This is a genomic window from Bacillus sp. BS3(2021), assembly GCF_021043345.1.
Taxonomy (GTDB): domain Bacteria; phylum Bacillota; class Bacilli; order Bacillales; family Bacillaceae; genus Bacillus; species Bacillus paralicheniformis.
Map to the genome: position 1 here is coordinate 294,842 of NZ_JAJNDM010000004.1, position 13,757 is coordinate 308,598.

Here is a 13,757-nt window from a genome sequence, read left to right on the forward strand (position 1 = left end):
GGTGACCTTTGGTGAAAAGCCGAAAGAAGATCCCGCTTAGAAAATGCGTCGTAACAGGGGAAATGAAGCCTAAAAAGGAGCTCATCCGCGTCGTCCGTTCGAAAGAAGGGGAAGTTTCCGTAGACCCGACCGGCAAGAAAAACGGCCGGGGAGCCTACCTTACTCTTGATAAAGACGTCATTTTAACTGCAAAAAAGAAAAACAGCTTAGCAAATCAGCTTCAAGCACAGATTGATGATCAGATTTTTGATGAACTGCTGGAACTGGCGGAAAAGGAGAATTAGATAAATGTCGGAATCAGAATGGTTTTCCTTGCTGGGTCTGGCGAATCGAGCTCGAAAGGTCGTGTCCGGAGAAGACCTGGTTGTGAAAGAAATCAGGCATTCGCGCGCAAAGCTTGTTTTGCTTGCAGACGACGCATCGGCTAACACGGAGAAAAAAGTAACCGACAAATGCAGGCACTACGATGTACCGGTGAAAAAAGTCGGAGATCGTATGCTTTTGGGCCGTTCAATCGGCAAAGAATCCCGTGTGGTTGTTGCTGTCACTGATCAAGGTTTTGCGAATACGTTGCTCCGAAAGCTCGATTAATTTTTTTGGGGGTGAACGAATGGCTAAAATGAGAGTTTATGAATATGCAAAAGCCATAAATGTTTCAAGTAAGGATATTATCGCGGCATTGAAAGATATGAATATCGAAGTCAATAACCATATGGCGATGATCGAAGAAAATGCGATCAAACAGCTCGATCAAAAATTCAAGAAGAGCGCTAAACCTGCGGGAAATAAAAAGGATGCCGGTACAGGCGGACAAAAGCCGCAGCAAGAAGCCGCAAAACAGAATGCCGGAAGTAAGCCAAACAAAAATCGAGACGGAAAGAAGAATAACGTGCAGAATACTCAATTTAACAATAAAAACAAGAAGAAAAACAACAACAACAATAACAAAAAGAACAAGCGCGGTAAAAATCATCAATCTCCGCAGGAGAAGCAGTTCAAGCCGAAAAAAGAACTGCCTGAAAAAATCGAATTTACCAACTCAATGTCGGTCGGGCAGCTTGCCGAAGAGCTCGGAAAAGAACCGTCAGAAATCATTAAAAAATTAATGCTTCTCGGCACTATGGCAACGATCAACCAAGATCTTGACAAAGATACCGTTGAGCTGATCGCTTCAGAATACGGCGTCGACGTCGAAGAAGTGATCGTCCTTGAAGAAACCGAGCTCGAAAAATACGAAGAGCCGGATCAAGAAGAAGACCTTGAAATCCGTCCTCCTGTCGTAACAATCATGGGCCACGTCGACCACGGAAAAACAACGCTTCTTGACAGCATCAGAAAAACGAAGGTCGTCGAAGGCGAAGCCGGAGGCATCACACAGCATATTGGCGCTTATCAGATCGAGGAAAACGGCAAAAAAATCACCTTCCTTGACACTCCGGGCCACGCCGCATTCACAACGATGCGCGCACGCGGTGCGGAAGTTACGGATATTACGATTCTCGTCGTAGCTGCAGATGACGGGGTCATGCCGCAGACGGTCGAAGCGATCAACCATGCGAAAGCGGCTGAAGTGCCGATCATCGTCGCTGTCAACAAAATCGACAAACCGACGGCAAACCCTGACCGGGTGATGCAGGAGCTGACAGAGCACGGTCTTGTTCCTGAAGCATGGGGAGGCGAGACGATTTTCGTTCCTCTTTCAGCACTGTCAGGAGAGGGAATCGATGAGCTGATCGAAATGATCCTGCTCGTCAGCGAGGTCGAGGAGCTCAAAGCGAATCCGAACCGCAGAGCAAAAGGAACGGTCATCGAAGCCGAGCTTGATAAAGGAAAAGGTTCTGTCGCAACACTGCTCGTTCAAAACGGAACGCTTCACGTCGGAGATCCGATTGTCGTCGGGAACACATTTGGCCGCGTTCGCGCGATGGTCAATGATGTCGGCAGACGCGTTAAATCGGCGGGGCCGTCAACACCTGTTGAAATCACCGGATTGAACGAAGTTCCGAACGCAGGGGATCAGTTCCTTGTGTTCAAAGACGAAAAAACAGCCCGTTCAGTCGGCGAAGCCCGCGCTACCAAACAGCTTGAAGAACAGCGCAGCGATAAAGCGAAGCTCAGCCTTGATGACTTGTTTGAACAGATTAAACAAGGCGATGTCAAAGACATTAATCTCGTTGTCAAAGCTGATGTTCAAGGCTCTGCTGAAGCTCTCGTTGCAGCACTGCAAAAAATAGAAGTCGAAGGCGTCAGAGTCAAAATCATCCACACAGGCGTAGGTGCGATTACCGAATCAGACATTATTTTAGCTTCTGCTTCAAATGCAATCGTGATCGGGTTTAATGTCAGACCTGACGGAAATGCTAAGAGTACCGCCGAAGCCGAAAATGTGGATATCCGCCTTCACCGCATCATTTATAAAGTCATCGATGAGATCGAAGCAGCCATGAAAGGCATGCTTGATCCTGAGTATGAAGAAAAAGTGATCGGCATGGTTGAAGTCCGTCAAACATTCAAAGTCTCTAAAATCGGAACGATTGCCGGAGGCTATGTAACGGAAGGTACGATCACACGTGACAGCGGAATCCGCTTGATCCGCGACGGCGTCGTCATCTATGAAGGGGAAGTCGATGTGCTGAAACGCTTTAAAGATGATGTGAAAGAAGTTTCACAAGGATATGAATGTGGTATCACCATTAAGAAATACAACGACATTCGCGAAGGCGATATGATCGAAGCGTATGTCATGCAAGAAATTGAAAGAAAGTGATCGGTTTCGTTGAATGCGAATGCATCATTTACGATGCATCATCACTCAAGGAAAAACGGGCGGTGCTGAAGCGGGTGATCACAAGAATCCGCGCAAAGTTCAACGTTTCTGTTTCAGAAATTGACTACCAGGACACTTGGCAGCGCACAAGCTTTGGTATCGCCGCCGTTTCTTCCTCTCGCGTGCAAACGGAAAAAGAGCTGCAACGGGTTCTAAGCTTTATCGACTCTTTTCCGGAAATTGAACGGACGATCACGAGAACAGAGTGGTTTTAACGTAGAGGTGGTATGGTCATGACGATGAGAGCTACCCGTGTGGGTGAGCAGATGAAAAAAGAACTTGGTGACATTATCGGCAGAAAGCTGAAAGATCCGCGGATCGGATTTTTAACAGTCACTGATGTCAGGGTCTCAGGTGATTTGCAAATTGCCAAAGTGTATATTTCCGTTTTAGGCGATGAAAAGAAACGGGAAGAAACGCTCAAGGGCCTGGCAAAAGCAAAGGGCTTTATTCGTTCCGAACTTGGAAACCGAATCAGGCTTCGCAAAACACCTGAAATCCATTTTGAGTTCGATGAATCGATCGATTACGGAAACCGTATCGAAACATTGATTCACGAGCTGAACGCAAACAAAGAAGAATCATAAGCTGAAAAAGGATAGGCGGGTGACTGCCTGTCCTTTTTAGCTCCAAATGAGAAAGGGGCGAAGAAACACGAATGTATAACGGAGTCCTTCTGTTACATAAACCGGTCGGCATGACTTCGCACGACTGCGTCATGAAGATCCGCAAACTGTTGAAAACAAAAAAGGTCGGCCATACCGGCACATTGGATCCCGAGGTGTCGGGCGTTCTCCCGATCTGCGTCGGGAGAGCAACCAAAGTCGTCGAGTATTTGACGGAAAAGTCCAAAACATATGATGCAGAGGTCACGCTTGGCTGTTCCACGGAGACAGAAGACCAGACGGGGCAAGTCACGGAAAAGAAACCCGTCTTAGCGCCGCCTGATGAACAGGCCGTGCAGAGCGTCCTGAGATCTCTTGAAGGAACGATTGAGCAAGTCCCGCCGATGTATTCCGCTGTCAAGGTAGGCGGCAAAAAGCTGTATGAATACGCGCGGGCCGGTATCGAGGTTGAACGGCCGAAGCGAGCCATCACCATCCATCATATCGAACTGACATCCGAGATTCGCCATGAGCAGGATAAAGCCCGCTTCCGGTTTGTTGTGACATGTTCAAAAGGCACATATGTCAGGACCTTGGCGGTAACAATCGGGGAGAAGCTCGGATATCCCGCGCATATGTCCAACCTGGTCAGGACCGCATCAGGCCCTTTTACCCTTGATGAATGCTTGACCTTTGAAGACGTTGAAGGCTTGATTGCTGGCGGAACATTGTCTGAAAAGCTCGTCCCCATCGAACGTGCGCTTGATCATTTGCCGAAATGGATAATTAGTGATACATTAGCTAAGAAAGTGGAAAATGGAGCGGTGCTTGAAACGCCCGGCAGCTTTTCTCATTTGACGAGCGAAGACCGCATTGCGGTCTTTACGGAAGCAGGCCGGTGCACAGCCGTCTATTATCCGCATCCGACCAAAACCGGCCTGTTGAAGCCGGCAAAAGTACTCGTGCAAAAAAGCGAACAATAGAAAAGGTGACCGTTCTTGAAGACGATACATATTTCCCACCCACACGACTTGAAGCGTGAGGATTTTCCGACATCAGTTATGGCATTAGGCTATTTTGACGGTGTTCACCTGGGACATCAGCAAGTGATTCTTACAGCAAAAAACACCGCGGCAAGAGAAGGGGTCAAAACGGCGGTGATGACCTTTCATCCCCACCCTTCTGCCGTGCTCAAAAAAGGCCGGGAGCCAAAAGATTTAATCACGCCATTGCAGGACAAAATCAGCATCATTGAAGATTTAGGGGTCGATTTTTTATACGTTGTCACATTTACCCCTGAATTCGCTTCTCTATCGCCTGAAGAATTTATCGATCAATATATACTGGGCTTTCACGTTACTCATGTTGTAGCCGGATTTGACTTTACCTTCGGGAAATTCGGCAAAGGCACAATGGAAAACTTCCAGGAGTATGCGAAAGGCCGTGTCAAAAGCACGTCTGTCGCAAAATACTCCAATCAGGACCAAAAGGTGAGCTCCACGAGAATCCGCACCGTCCTGGGAGCCGGAGACGTCGAGTACGCCGCTGAACTGCTCGGCAGGCCGTACCATGTGAAAGGCTTTGTGATCCACGGCGATAAAAGGGGCCGAACGATCGGATTTCCGACCGCCAATATCGGCCTTAAAGACACATACATCGTCCCGCCGACAGGTGTGTATGCCGTTAAAGCCGAAATCGGCGGCGCTGTCTACAACGGCGTCTGCAATGTCGGATACAAGCCGACGTTTTACGAAAAACGGCCGGGGCAGCCATCAATCGAAGTCAACTTATTCGATTTTGACCGTGACATATACGGGTCCGAAATTAAGGTCGAATGGTATAAGCGGCTGAGGAGCGAAAAAAAATTCGGCAGCGTTGACGAGCTTGTCGAACAGATTTCTAGAGACAAAGAAGAAGCGATCCGCTTCTTCAGAGAGCGGAAGCCGGCCGAAATCTAGATGTATGGAAACGGCAATACGCGTCAACAATGGTGATAATAGCTAAACTTCATCATAAATGGTTGCATTAGGCCCGCATTTCTAGTATCATATTGTCTGTAGCTTTAAAACCGTTCACTTGGCAAATCGAATCACCGGCGTTTGCTAGGTAATCGGGGCTAATATTATATGGAGGTGAAACAGGATGGCAATTACTCAAGAGCGTAAAACACAACTCATCAATGAGTTCAAAACCCACGAATCTGACACGGGATCACCGGAAGTTCAGATCGCTATCCTAACAGATCAAATCAACAACTTGAACGAGCATTTACGCACTCACAAGAAAGACCATCACTCACGTCGCGGTCTTCTTAAAATGGTAGGTAAACGTCGTAATCTTCTTACGTATCTTCGTAACAAAGACGTAACTCGTTACCGTGAGTTGATCAACAAACTAGGATTACGTCGATAATCGTAAAAAGCGGGAGGATTCCCGCTTTTTTATCGTATAAGAACGAATATCCGGCAACTCTAAAACGCGTTGTTCATATAAATGATTTTAAATGACACCGATTCATTCTTTACATAGCACTTTGCCATTGATATGTTCAATTCATTTCGTTCATAATAGGAGTAACGTAAAAACTATCCGAAGAGAGGAGTTCATATAAGAATGGGACAAGAGAAACATGTCTTTTCCATAGATTGGGCCGGCCGCAAGCTGACGGTAGAAACCGGCCAGCTTGCAAAACAAGCAAACGGAGCTGTCATGGTGCGTTATGGAGACACCGCTGTGCTCAGCACCGCAACGGCTTCAAAAGAACCTAAAACCGTAGATTTCTTCCCGTTAACCGTGAATTATGAAGAAAGACTTTACGCCGTCGGAAAGATTCCGGGCGGGTTTATTAAAAGAGAGGGCAGACCGAGCGAAAAAGCGATTCTCGCCAGCCGGTTAATCGACCGGCCGATTCGTCCGCTGTTCGCAGACGGCTTCCGGAATGAAGTTCAAGTCGTCAGCATCGTCATGAGTGTTGACCAGGATTGTTCGTCGGAAATGGCGGCAATGTTCGGATCGTCTCTTGCGCTGTCCGTATCGGACATCCCGTTTGAAGGGCCGATCGCCGGAGTGACGGTAGGCCGGGTTGACAACGAATTCATTATTAATCCGACACTTGAACAGCTTGAAAAAAGCGACATTCACCTCGTCGTAGCGGGAACGAAAGATGCGATCAACATGGTTGAAGCAGGAGCAGACGAAGTTCCGGAAGAGATCATGCTTGAAGCGATCATGTTCGGTCACGAGGAGATCAAGCGGCTTATTGCGTTCCAGGAGGAAATCGTCGCCGCTGTCGGGAAAGAAAAATCAGAAATCACCCTGTATGAGATCGATTCCGATCTGAAAGAAAAAGTGCGGGGAATGGCCGAATCAAACCTCTTAAAAGCGATCCAGGTTCATGAAAAGCACGCGCGCGAGGACGCGATCAGCGAAGTGAAAAACGAGGTTTTGGCCAAGTTTGAAGAAGAGGAACACGATGAAGACACGCTGAAACAAGTGAAAGACATTTTGTCGCAACTTGTTAAAAATGAAGTGCGCCGTCTGATCACGGAGGAAAAAGTTCGTCCTGACGGCCGGGCAGTCGATGAGATCCGCCCGCTTTCTTCAGAAGTCGGACTCCTTCCGAGAACACACGGTTCAGGCCTTTTCACACGGGGGCAGACGCAGGCGCTCAGCATTTGTACGCTCGGTGCGCTTGGCGATGTACAAATTTTGGACGGTCTCGGTGTCGAGGAATCAAAACGCTTTATGCACCATTACAACTTCCCGCAGTTCAGCGTCGGGGAAACAGGGCCGATGCGCGGACCGGGACGCCGCGAAATCGGGCACGGAGCCCTCGGGGAACGTGCGCTTGAGCCGATTGTTCCGTCTGAAAAAGACTTCCCGTACACCATCCGCCTCGTCTCTGAAGTGCTTGAATCAAACGGTTCAACTTCCCAGGCGAGCATTTGTGCAAGCACGCTTGCTATGATGGATGCAGGGGTGCCGATTAAAGCTCCGGTGGCCGGAATCGCAATGGGTCTTGTTAAATCAGGTGACAACTACACGGTCCTAACCGATATTCAAGGTATGGAAGACCATCTCGGAGATATGGACTTTAAAGTAGCGGGAACGTCCAAAGGCGTCACAGCTCTGCAAATGGATATTAAAATTGAAGGCCTATCAAGAGAGATTTTGGAAGAGGCTCTTCAGCAGGCGAAAAAAGGCAGAATGGAAATTCTTGAAAGCATGCTGAGCACATTGGCTGAATCAAGAAAAGAGCTTTCTCCTTATGCGCCGAAAATCTTGACGATGTCGATCAATCCGGATAAAATCCGCGACGTCATCGGACCAAGCGGAAAACAAATCAATAAGATCATTGAAGATACAGGTGTTAAAATCGATATTGAACAAGACGGCACAATCTTCATCTCTTCCACCGATGAAAGCATGAACCAAAAAGCGAAGAAAATCATCGAAGACCTTGTCAGAGAAGTTGAGGTCGGACAGCTTTACTTAGGTAAAGTAAAGCGGATTGAAAAATTCGGAGCTTTCGTTGAACTGTTCAGCGGAAAAGACGGTTTGGTCCATATTTCAGAGCTTGCGCTCGAACGGGTAGGAAAAGTCGAAGATGTCGTCAAAATCGGCGACGAGCTCCTTGTTAAGGTTACCGAAATCGATAAACAAGGACGCGTCAACTTATCAAGAAAAGCTGTACTGCGTGAACAGAAGGAAAAAGAAGAACAAAAATCGTAAAAAACGGTGTTTTATCTTGCTTCTGTCTTCGTCTTCAAAGCAAAAGGAAGCCTGGGTAACCCGGCTTCTTTGTTTTAAGCCGTGAAAACGGTCCGGTTCTATCTTGTCCTTTTCTCACATATTTTGTGGGGAAGGGAGGAATACAATTGAAAAGAACGATTGTTCGTGTTTCCGTTTTTTTCTTTCTTTTGCTGATGTCCTATCAGATGATGAACCGTCCGTATTCACAACATTACATAGATGCGATGAAAAAAGATGCGGTCACGGTTGCCGCTCAGAAGGACGAATTGTACCAGGAGCTTTTGCAAAAAGCGCCTGAATATGAAGTAAAGGCCCAAAATGCGAAAATTGATCAAATATGGAAAGCGATTCCCGGCTACAACGGCTTAAAAGTAAACATCGAAAAATCGTACAAAAAAATGAAACGGGCCGGAGCATTTGATGAGAAGCTGCTCGTTTATGATCAAGTGAAACCTGATGTTCATTTAGAATCCTTAAAGCCTGAGCCGATCTACCGCGGACACCCGGATAAACCGATGGTATCGTTTATTATCAATGTCGCCTGGGGTAATGAATATTTGCAGGAGATGCTTCCCGTTTTAGAAAAGCATCGTGTCAAAGCCACCTTTTTTTTGGAGGGCAGATGGGTGAAACATCACTCCGAGCTCGCAAAAGCCATCCAAAACGGCGGACATGAAATCGGAAACCATTCATACAATCATCCGGATATGAGCAAACTGACGAGAGAACGTATTTCAGAACAGCTGCGGATGACAAATGAACAAATAGAGGAAACGCTCGGCGTCAAGCCGAAATGGTTCGCCCCGCCGAGCGGCAGCTTCCGCAAAGAGGTTGTGGATCAGGCTCACAAGATGGGGATGGGAACGATCATGTGGACAGTTGATACGATCGATTGGCAGAAACCGCAGCCGGCCGTCTTACAGCAACGGGTATTAAGCAAAGTACATAACGGCGCCATGATATTAATGCATCCGACAGATCCAACTGCAAAAAGTCTTGCCGTTTTGATACAGAACCTTCATGAAAAAGGCTATCAAATCGGAACTGTTTCACAGCTGATGAATGAAAAAAGGCTTGTTGAAGAATAGGATGTGCGGCCCGTTCTTTGAATAGGAGGAACAAATTTGATTAAACGGTATACTTGTCAAAATGGGGTAAGAATCGTATTCGAAAACAATCCCACTGTCCGGTCTGTGGCCATCGGAGTTTGGATTGGAACCGGATCAAGACATGAAACACCTGAAATTAACGGTATTTCGCACTTTCTTGAGCACATGTTTTTCAAAGGGACTAAAACGCGCACTGCAAGGGACATCGCAGAGTCTTTCGACAGAATCGGCGGACAGGTCAACGCGTTTACCTCAAAGGAATATACGTGCTATTACGCCAAAGTTCTCGATGAGCATGCAAGCTATGCTCTGGAAGTGCTTTCTGACATGTTCTTTCATTCATCATTTGACGAGGAAGAATTGAAAAAAGAAAAAAACGTCGTCTATGAAGAGATTAAAATGTATGAGGACACGCCTGACGACATCGTCCACGATCTCTTGAGCAAAGCGTCATTCGGCAGCCATTCCCTCGGTTATCCGATCCTCGGCACAGAGGAGACGCTTGCTGAATTTGACGGAGATTCGCTCAGAAAATATATGGACGAATATTACACGCCTGACCGCGTCGTCATTTCGATAGCCGGAAATGTGCCGGAAGCTTTTATAAAAGAAGCTGAAAAGCACTTTGGCTCATATGAAGCCAAAGGCAAAAGAACCGGCATGACAAAACCGGATTTTCATCATGAGAAAATGACGCGCAAAAAAGAAACCGAACAGGCTCACCTCTGTCTCGGCTTTAACGGGCTGGAAGCAGGTCACCCGGAAATCTACGATTTGATCGTTCTCAATAATATTTTGGGAGGGAGCATGAGCAGCCGCCTCTTTCAGGATGTCCGGGAAGATAAAGGTCTTGCATATTCCGTGTTCAGCTACCACACTTCCTATGAAGACAGCGGCATGATGACGATCTACGCCGGAACCGGCGCAAATCAGCTTCAGCTTCTGTCAGAAACGATTCATGAAACACTGCGTGTGCTGAAAAGCGACGGAATTACACCGAAAGAGCTTGAAAACAGCAAAGAGCAAATGAAAGGCAGCCTGATGCTCAGTCTCGAAAGCACAAACAGCAAAATGAGCCGCAACGGCAAAAATGAGCTTTTGCTCGGCAAACATCGGACGCTTGATGAAATCATCGAAAAGTTGAATGCCGTCAGCCTTGAGCGTGTGAACAATCTTGCCAACCGGATTTTCACCGATGATTACTCGTCTGCATTGATCAGCCCGTCGGGTGAGCTGCCGAAATAATACCTCGTTAAAACATGCTTGTCTTTTTAGGCAGGCATGTTTTTTGTTATCGGTTCATACATCATAACAAAAGGGGGTTTTTTTATGAGGCTGAGTGAGCTTTCGGGAAAAGAAATCGTCGATGTAAAGCGGGCTGAACGGCTTGGCGTACTGGGGCAGACGGATCTTGAGATCAATGAGCAGGACGGACAGATTACCGCTCTTATTATCCCTTCTGTAAAATGGTTCGGACTTGGCAGAAAACAGGGGAATGACATCAAGGTGCCCTGGTCGCAAATTCAAAAAATCGGATCGGATATGATCATTTTGGATGTGCCGGAAAGCAGCGTGACAAAAGAAGAATAAGCAAGCCTAGAACACCCGCCCGTCCCTTGGGGCGGGCTTTTTGTTTTTCTGGATTTCAATTCACCGCTATTTCCTTTTTGTCATATGATGAAATTAGCTTATGAATTAGATCCTTGTCAAAAAAGAAGGTGAATGTTAGAGCCATGTTAACCGGATTAACGATTGCAATCATCGGCGGCGATGCAAGGCAGCTCGAGATCATCCGCAAGCTGACGGAACAGGATGCAAAGGTCTTTTTAATCGGTTTTGACCAGCTTGATCACGGGTTTACCGGAGCTACAAAACTAAAGCTGAACGAACTCGACTTTGGCACAATAGACAGCATTATTCTGCCTGTATCAGGCACATCGATGGAAGGAACGGTTGCGACTGTTTTTTCCAATGAAAAAGTGGTGTTAAAACAGGAACATTTAGAAAAAACTCCGCCTCACTGTGCGATTTATTCAGGGATTTCAAACCAGTATTTAGACGGCATGGCCAAAGGGGCAAACCGCCGTCTTGTCAAGCTCTTTGAAAGAGACGATATTGCGATTTACAACTCGATACCTACAGTCGAAGGTGCCATTATGATGGCCATACAGCATACAGACTTTACGATTCACGGCTCGAATGTGATGGTTCTCGGGCTCGGGCGGACGGGAATGAGCATCAGCCGGTCGTTCTCGGCGCTCGGAGCACGCGTAAAAGTCGGAGCGCGCGACTCCGCCCACCTCGCCAGAATCTTGGAGATGGGCCTCACTCCTTTCCACACAAACGAACTTGCAGAGCATGTTGAAAATATCGACATTTGCATCAATACCATTCCAAGCCTGATTCTCGATAAACACGTCCTCTCACGAATGACACCCAGAACATTAATTCTCGATTTAGCAACCCGTCCCGGAGGCACCGATTTTGATTTTGCTGAAAAGCAAGGCATTAAAGCGCTGCTTGCTCCGGGACTCCCCGGGATCGTCGCGCCTAAAACGGCGGGACAGATTATTGCCAATGTTTTGTGCAACCTTTTGTCTGAATTAACAACCGACCGAAAGGGGCTGTCATAATGTCGATCAAAGGAAAAAGAATCGGATTTGGTCTGACGGGTTCACATTGCACGTATGATGCTGTATTTCCGCAAATCGAAGCGCTGATCAACAATGGAGCTGAAGTGAGACCGGTCGTCACACATACTGTCAAGTCGACGGACACACGCTTTGGAGAAGGAGAAGAATGGGTCAGGAGAATAGAGGAACTGACTGGATTTAAAGTCATTGATTCCATTCCGAAAGCGGAGCCTCTCGGACCGAAAACTCCGCTGGACTGCATGGTTGTTGCGCCACTGACGGGAAATTCGATGAGCAAGCTCGCAAACGCCCAGACGGACAGTCCGGTTCTCATGGCGGCCAAGGCGACGATGAGAAACTCCCGTCCCGTTGTCCTCGGTATTTCAACGAATGATGCGCTCGGCTTGAACGGTGTCAACTTGATGAGGCTGATGGCGGCAAAAAACGTTTACTTTATTCCGTTCGGCCAGGATGATCCTTATAAAAAGCCGAATTCGCTCGTCGCCAAAATGGATCTTTTAGTGCCGGCGGTCGAAGAAGCGCTCTCCCATAAACAAATGCAGCCTATCCTGGTCCACAGTGATCAATAAATCTTTTGAAAATAAAGTTGTAACAAAAAATATCAATCACCACGGCACACATCTATGTTAAAATAAAATGTAAAATGCATAGTCAACCAATCGTTTACGACGATTAAGGTGGAAGGAGTTTTACAATTGGGCAGAGGATTACATGTAGCAGTAGTTGGTGCGACAGGCGCTGTAGGACAGCAAATGTTAAAAACACTAGAAGACAGGAATTTTGAACTGGATAAACTGACTTTATTATCCTCAAAACGTTCAGCAGGTACGAAGCAGACTTTCAAAGGCGAAGAGTACACTGTAGAAGAAGCTCGTCCAGAGAGCTTTGAAGGCGTCAACATCGCGCTTTTCAGCGCTGGGGGAAGCGTTTCGCAGGCGCTTGCTCACGAGGCTGTCAAACGCGGGGCGATCGTTATTGATAATACGAGCGCGTTCCGAATGGACCAAAACACTCCGCTCGTCGTACCTGAGGTCAATGAGGCAGATTTGCACAAGCACAACGGCATTATTGCAAATCCGAACTGTTCAACAATCCAGATGGTTGTTGCGCTCGAACCGATCCGCAAGGCTTTCGGTTTAAACAAAATCATCGTGTCGACTTATCAGGCGGTGTCGGGAGCCGGAAATGAAGCGGTAAAAGAGCTCTACGGGCAAACCGAAGCCATTTTGAACGACAAACCGTTCGAGCCTGAGATCATGCCGGTGAAGAGTGATGAAAAACACTACCAAATCGCATTTAACGCTATTCCTCAAATCGATAAATTTCAGGAAAACGGCTTTACGTTTGAGGAAATGAAAATGATAAATGAAACGAAAAAAATCATGCACATGCCTGAGCTTCAAGTTTCAGCCACATGTGTCAGACTGCCGGTTGCAACAGGGCATTCAGAATCCGTCTACATCGAAACAGACCGTGATGATGTGACAGCAGAAGATATTAAAAATCTGTTAAAAGAAGCTCCAGGCGTCGTTCTGCAGGATGATCCGGCTGAACAGGTCTATCCGATGCCTGCAGATGCAGTAGGTAAAAGAGACGTGTTTGTCGGCCGGGTGAGAAAAGACCTTGACCGCCCGAACGGCTTCCATCTGTGGATCGTTTCCGACAACCTGCTGAAAGGCGCAGCATGGAATTCCGTACAAATCGCAGAAAGCCTAAAAGCTTTAAATTTAGTTTAAGATTTCTAACGGGATGTGAGAAGAGAGTGAGGCAAAAATGAAAGCCTGCTCTCTTCTGTTACGTCCGAAATCAA

General features: G+C 47.1%; 15 protein-coding genes. All 15 read left to right on the forward strand.

The window, feature by feature from the left end:
• Positions 1-11: 11 nt before the first annotated feature.
• The gene (rnpM, locus tag LQ247_RS11515; protein ID WP_020451430.1) at positions 12-284 is read left to right on the forward strand and encodes an RNase P modulator RnpM; all 273 of its coding nucleotides are present in this window, start codon (positions 12-14) and stop codon (positions 282-284) included.
• 4 nt (positions 285-288) lie between these two features.
• Positions 289-591, forward strand: coding sequence for a YlxQ family RNA-binding protein (locus LQ247_RS11520; RefSeq protein ID WP_020451431.1), 303 nt, complete (start codon positions 289-291; stop codon positions 589-591).
• A gap of 19 nt (positions 592-610) precedes the next feature.
• Positions 611-2,767 (forward strand): translation initiation factor IF-2, encoded by a 2,157-nt coding sequence (gene infB / locus LQ247_RS11525; protein WP_020451432.1) that lies wholly within the window; start codon positions 611-613, stop codon positions 2,765-2,767.
• The gene (locus LQ247_RS11530; RefSeq protein ID WP_020451433.1) at positions 2,764-3,042 is read left to right on the forward strand and encodes a DUF503 domain-containing protein; all 279 of its coding nucleotides are present in this window, start codon (positions 2,764-2,766) and stop codon (positions 3,040-3,042) included. The genes infB and LQ247_RS11530 overlap by 4 nt, the downstream gene beginning before the upstream one ends.
• 18 nt (positions 3,043-3,060) lie before the next feature.
• On the forward strand, positions 3,061-3,414 hold the full coding sequence (gene rbfA, locus LQ247_RS11535) for a 30S ribosome-binding factor RbfA (RefSeq protein WP_003181873.1): 354 nt from the start codon (positions 3,061-3,063) through the stop codon (positions 3,412-3,414).
• Positions 3,415-3,485: 71 nt separating this feature from the next.
• On the forward strand, positions 3,486-4,415 hold the full coding sequence (gene truB / locus LQ247_RS11540) for a tRNA pseudouridine(55) synthase TruB (protein ID WP_025811410.1): 930 nt from the start codon (positions 3,486-3,488) through the stop codon (positions 4,413-4,415).
• A gap of 15 nt (positions 4,416-4,430) precedes the next feature.
• The gene (ribF, locus tag LQ247_RS11545) at positions 4,431-5,390 is read left to right on the forward strand and encodes a bifunctional riboflavin kinase/FAD synthetase (protein ID WP_020451435.1); all 960 of its coding nucleotides are present in this window, start codon (positions 4,431-4,433) and stop codon (positions 5,388-5,390) included.
• A gap of 184 nt (positions 5,391-5,574) precedes the next feature.
• Entirely contained in the window at positions 5,575-5,844 is a 270-nt protein-coding gene (gene rpsO / locus LQ247_RS11550; RefSeq protein WP_003181879.1) for a 30S ribosomal protein S15, read from the forward strand.
• 201 nt (positions 5,845-6,045) lie between these two features.
• Complete coding sequence (pnp, locus tag LQ247_RS11555; protein WP_020451436.1) at positions 6,046-8,163, forward strand: polyribonucleotide nucleotidyltransferase; 2,118 nt, start codon at positions 6,046-6,048, stop codon at positions 8,161-8,163.
• A 146-nt stretch (positions 8,164-8,309) separates the two neighbouring features.
• Entirely contained in the window at positions 8,310-9,272 is a 963-nt protein-coding gene (locus tag LQ247_RS11560) for a polysaccharide deacetylase family protein (RefSeq protein ID WP_026579722.1), read from the forward strand.
• A gap of 36 nt (positions 9,273-9,308) precedes the next feature.
• The gene (locus tag LQ247_RS11565; RefSeq protein WP_025811414.1) at positions 9,309-10,538 is read left to right on the forward strand and encodes a M16 family metallopeptidase; all 1,230 of its coding nucleotides are present in this window, start codon (positions 9,309-9,311) and stop codon (positions 10,536-10,538) included.
• Between the two features lie 84 nt (positions 10,539-10,622).
• The gene (locus LQ247_RS11570; protein ID WP_003181887.1) at positions 10,623-10,883 is read left to right on the forward strand and encodes a YlmC/YmxH family sporulation protein; all 261 of its coding nucleotides are present in this window, start codon (positions 10,623-10,625) and stop codon (positions 10,881-10,883) included.
• Positions 10,884-11,026: 143 nt separating this feature from the next.
• A complete protein-coding gene (gene dpaA, locus LQ247_RS11575; RefSeq protein ID WP_020451439.1) occupies positions 11,027-11,926 on the forward strand; it encodes a dipicolinic acid synthetase subunit A in 900 nt (299 codons plus the stop codon).
• Positions 11,923-12,516: a dipicolinate synthase subunit B gene (dpaB, locus tag LQ247_RS11580; RefSeq protein ID WP_025811418.1), complete on the forward strand. Its 594-nt coding sequence runs from the start codon at positions 11,923-11,925 to the stop codon at positions 12,514-12,516. Before dpaA ends, dpaB begins: the two co-directional genes overlap by 4 nt.
• A 126-nt stretch (positions 12,517-12,642) precedes the next feature.
• Entirely contained in the window at positions 12,643-13,683 is a 1,041-nt protein-coding gene (asd, locus tag LQ247_RS11585; protein WP_025811420.1) for an aspartate-semialdehyde dehydrogenase, read from the forward strand.
• Positions 13,684-13,757 lie beyond the last annotated feature (74 nt).

Bases quoted from the DNA above. Each gene is read 5' to 3' on its own strand.
- LQ247_RS11520 (WP_020451431.1), top strand. From the start codon at position 289: ATGTCGGAATCAGAATGGTTTTCCTTGCTGGGTCTGGCGAATCGAGCT.
- pnp (WP_020451436.1), top strand. From the start codon at position 6,046: ATGGGACAAGAGAAACATGTCTTTTCCATAGATTGGGCCGGCCGCAAG.
- truB (WP_025811410.1), top strand. From the start codon at position 3,486: ATGTATAACGGAGTCCTTCTGTTACATAAACCGGTCGGCATGACTTCG.
- rbfA (WP_003181873.1), top strand. From the start codon at position 3,061: ATGACGATGAGAGCTACCCGTGTGGGTGAGCAGATGAAAAAAGAACTT.
- dpaA (WP_020451439.1), top strand. From the start codon at position 11,027: ATGTTAACCGGATTAACGATTGCAATCATCGGCGGCGATGCAAGGCAG.
- infB (WP_020451432.1), top strand. From the start codon at position 611: ATGGCTAAAATGAGAGTTTATGAATATGCAAAAGCCATAAATGTTTCA.
- LQ247_RS11570 (WP_003181887.1), top strand. From the start codon at position 10,623: ATGAGGCTGAGTGAGCTTTCGGGAAAAGAAATCGTCGATGTAAAGCGG.
- rpsO (WP_003181879.1), top strand. From the start codon at position 5,575: ATGGCAATTACTCAAGAGCGTAAAACACAACTCATCAATGAGTTCAAA.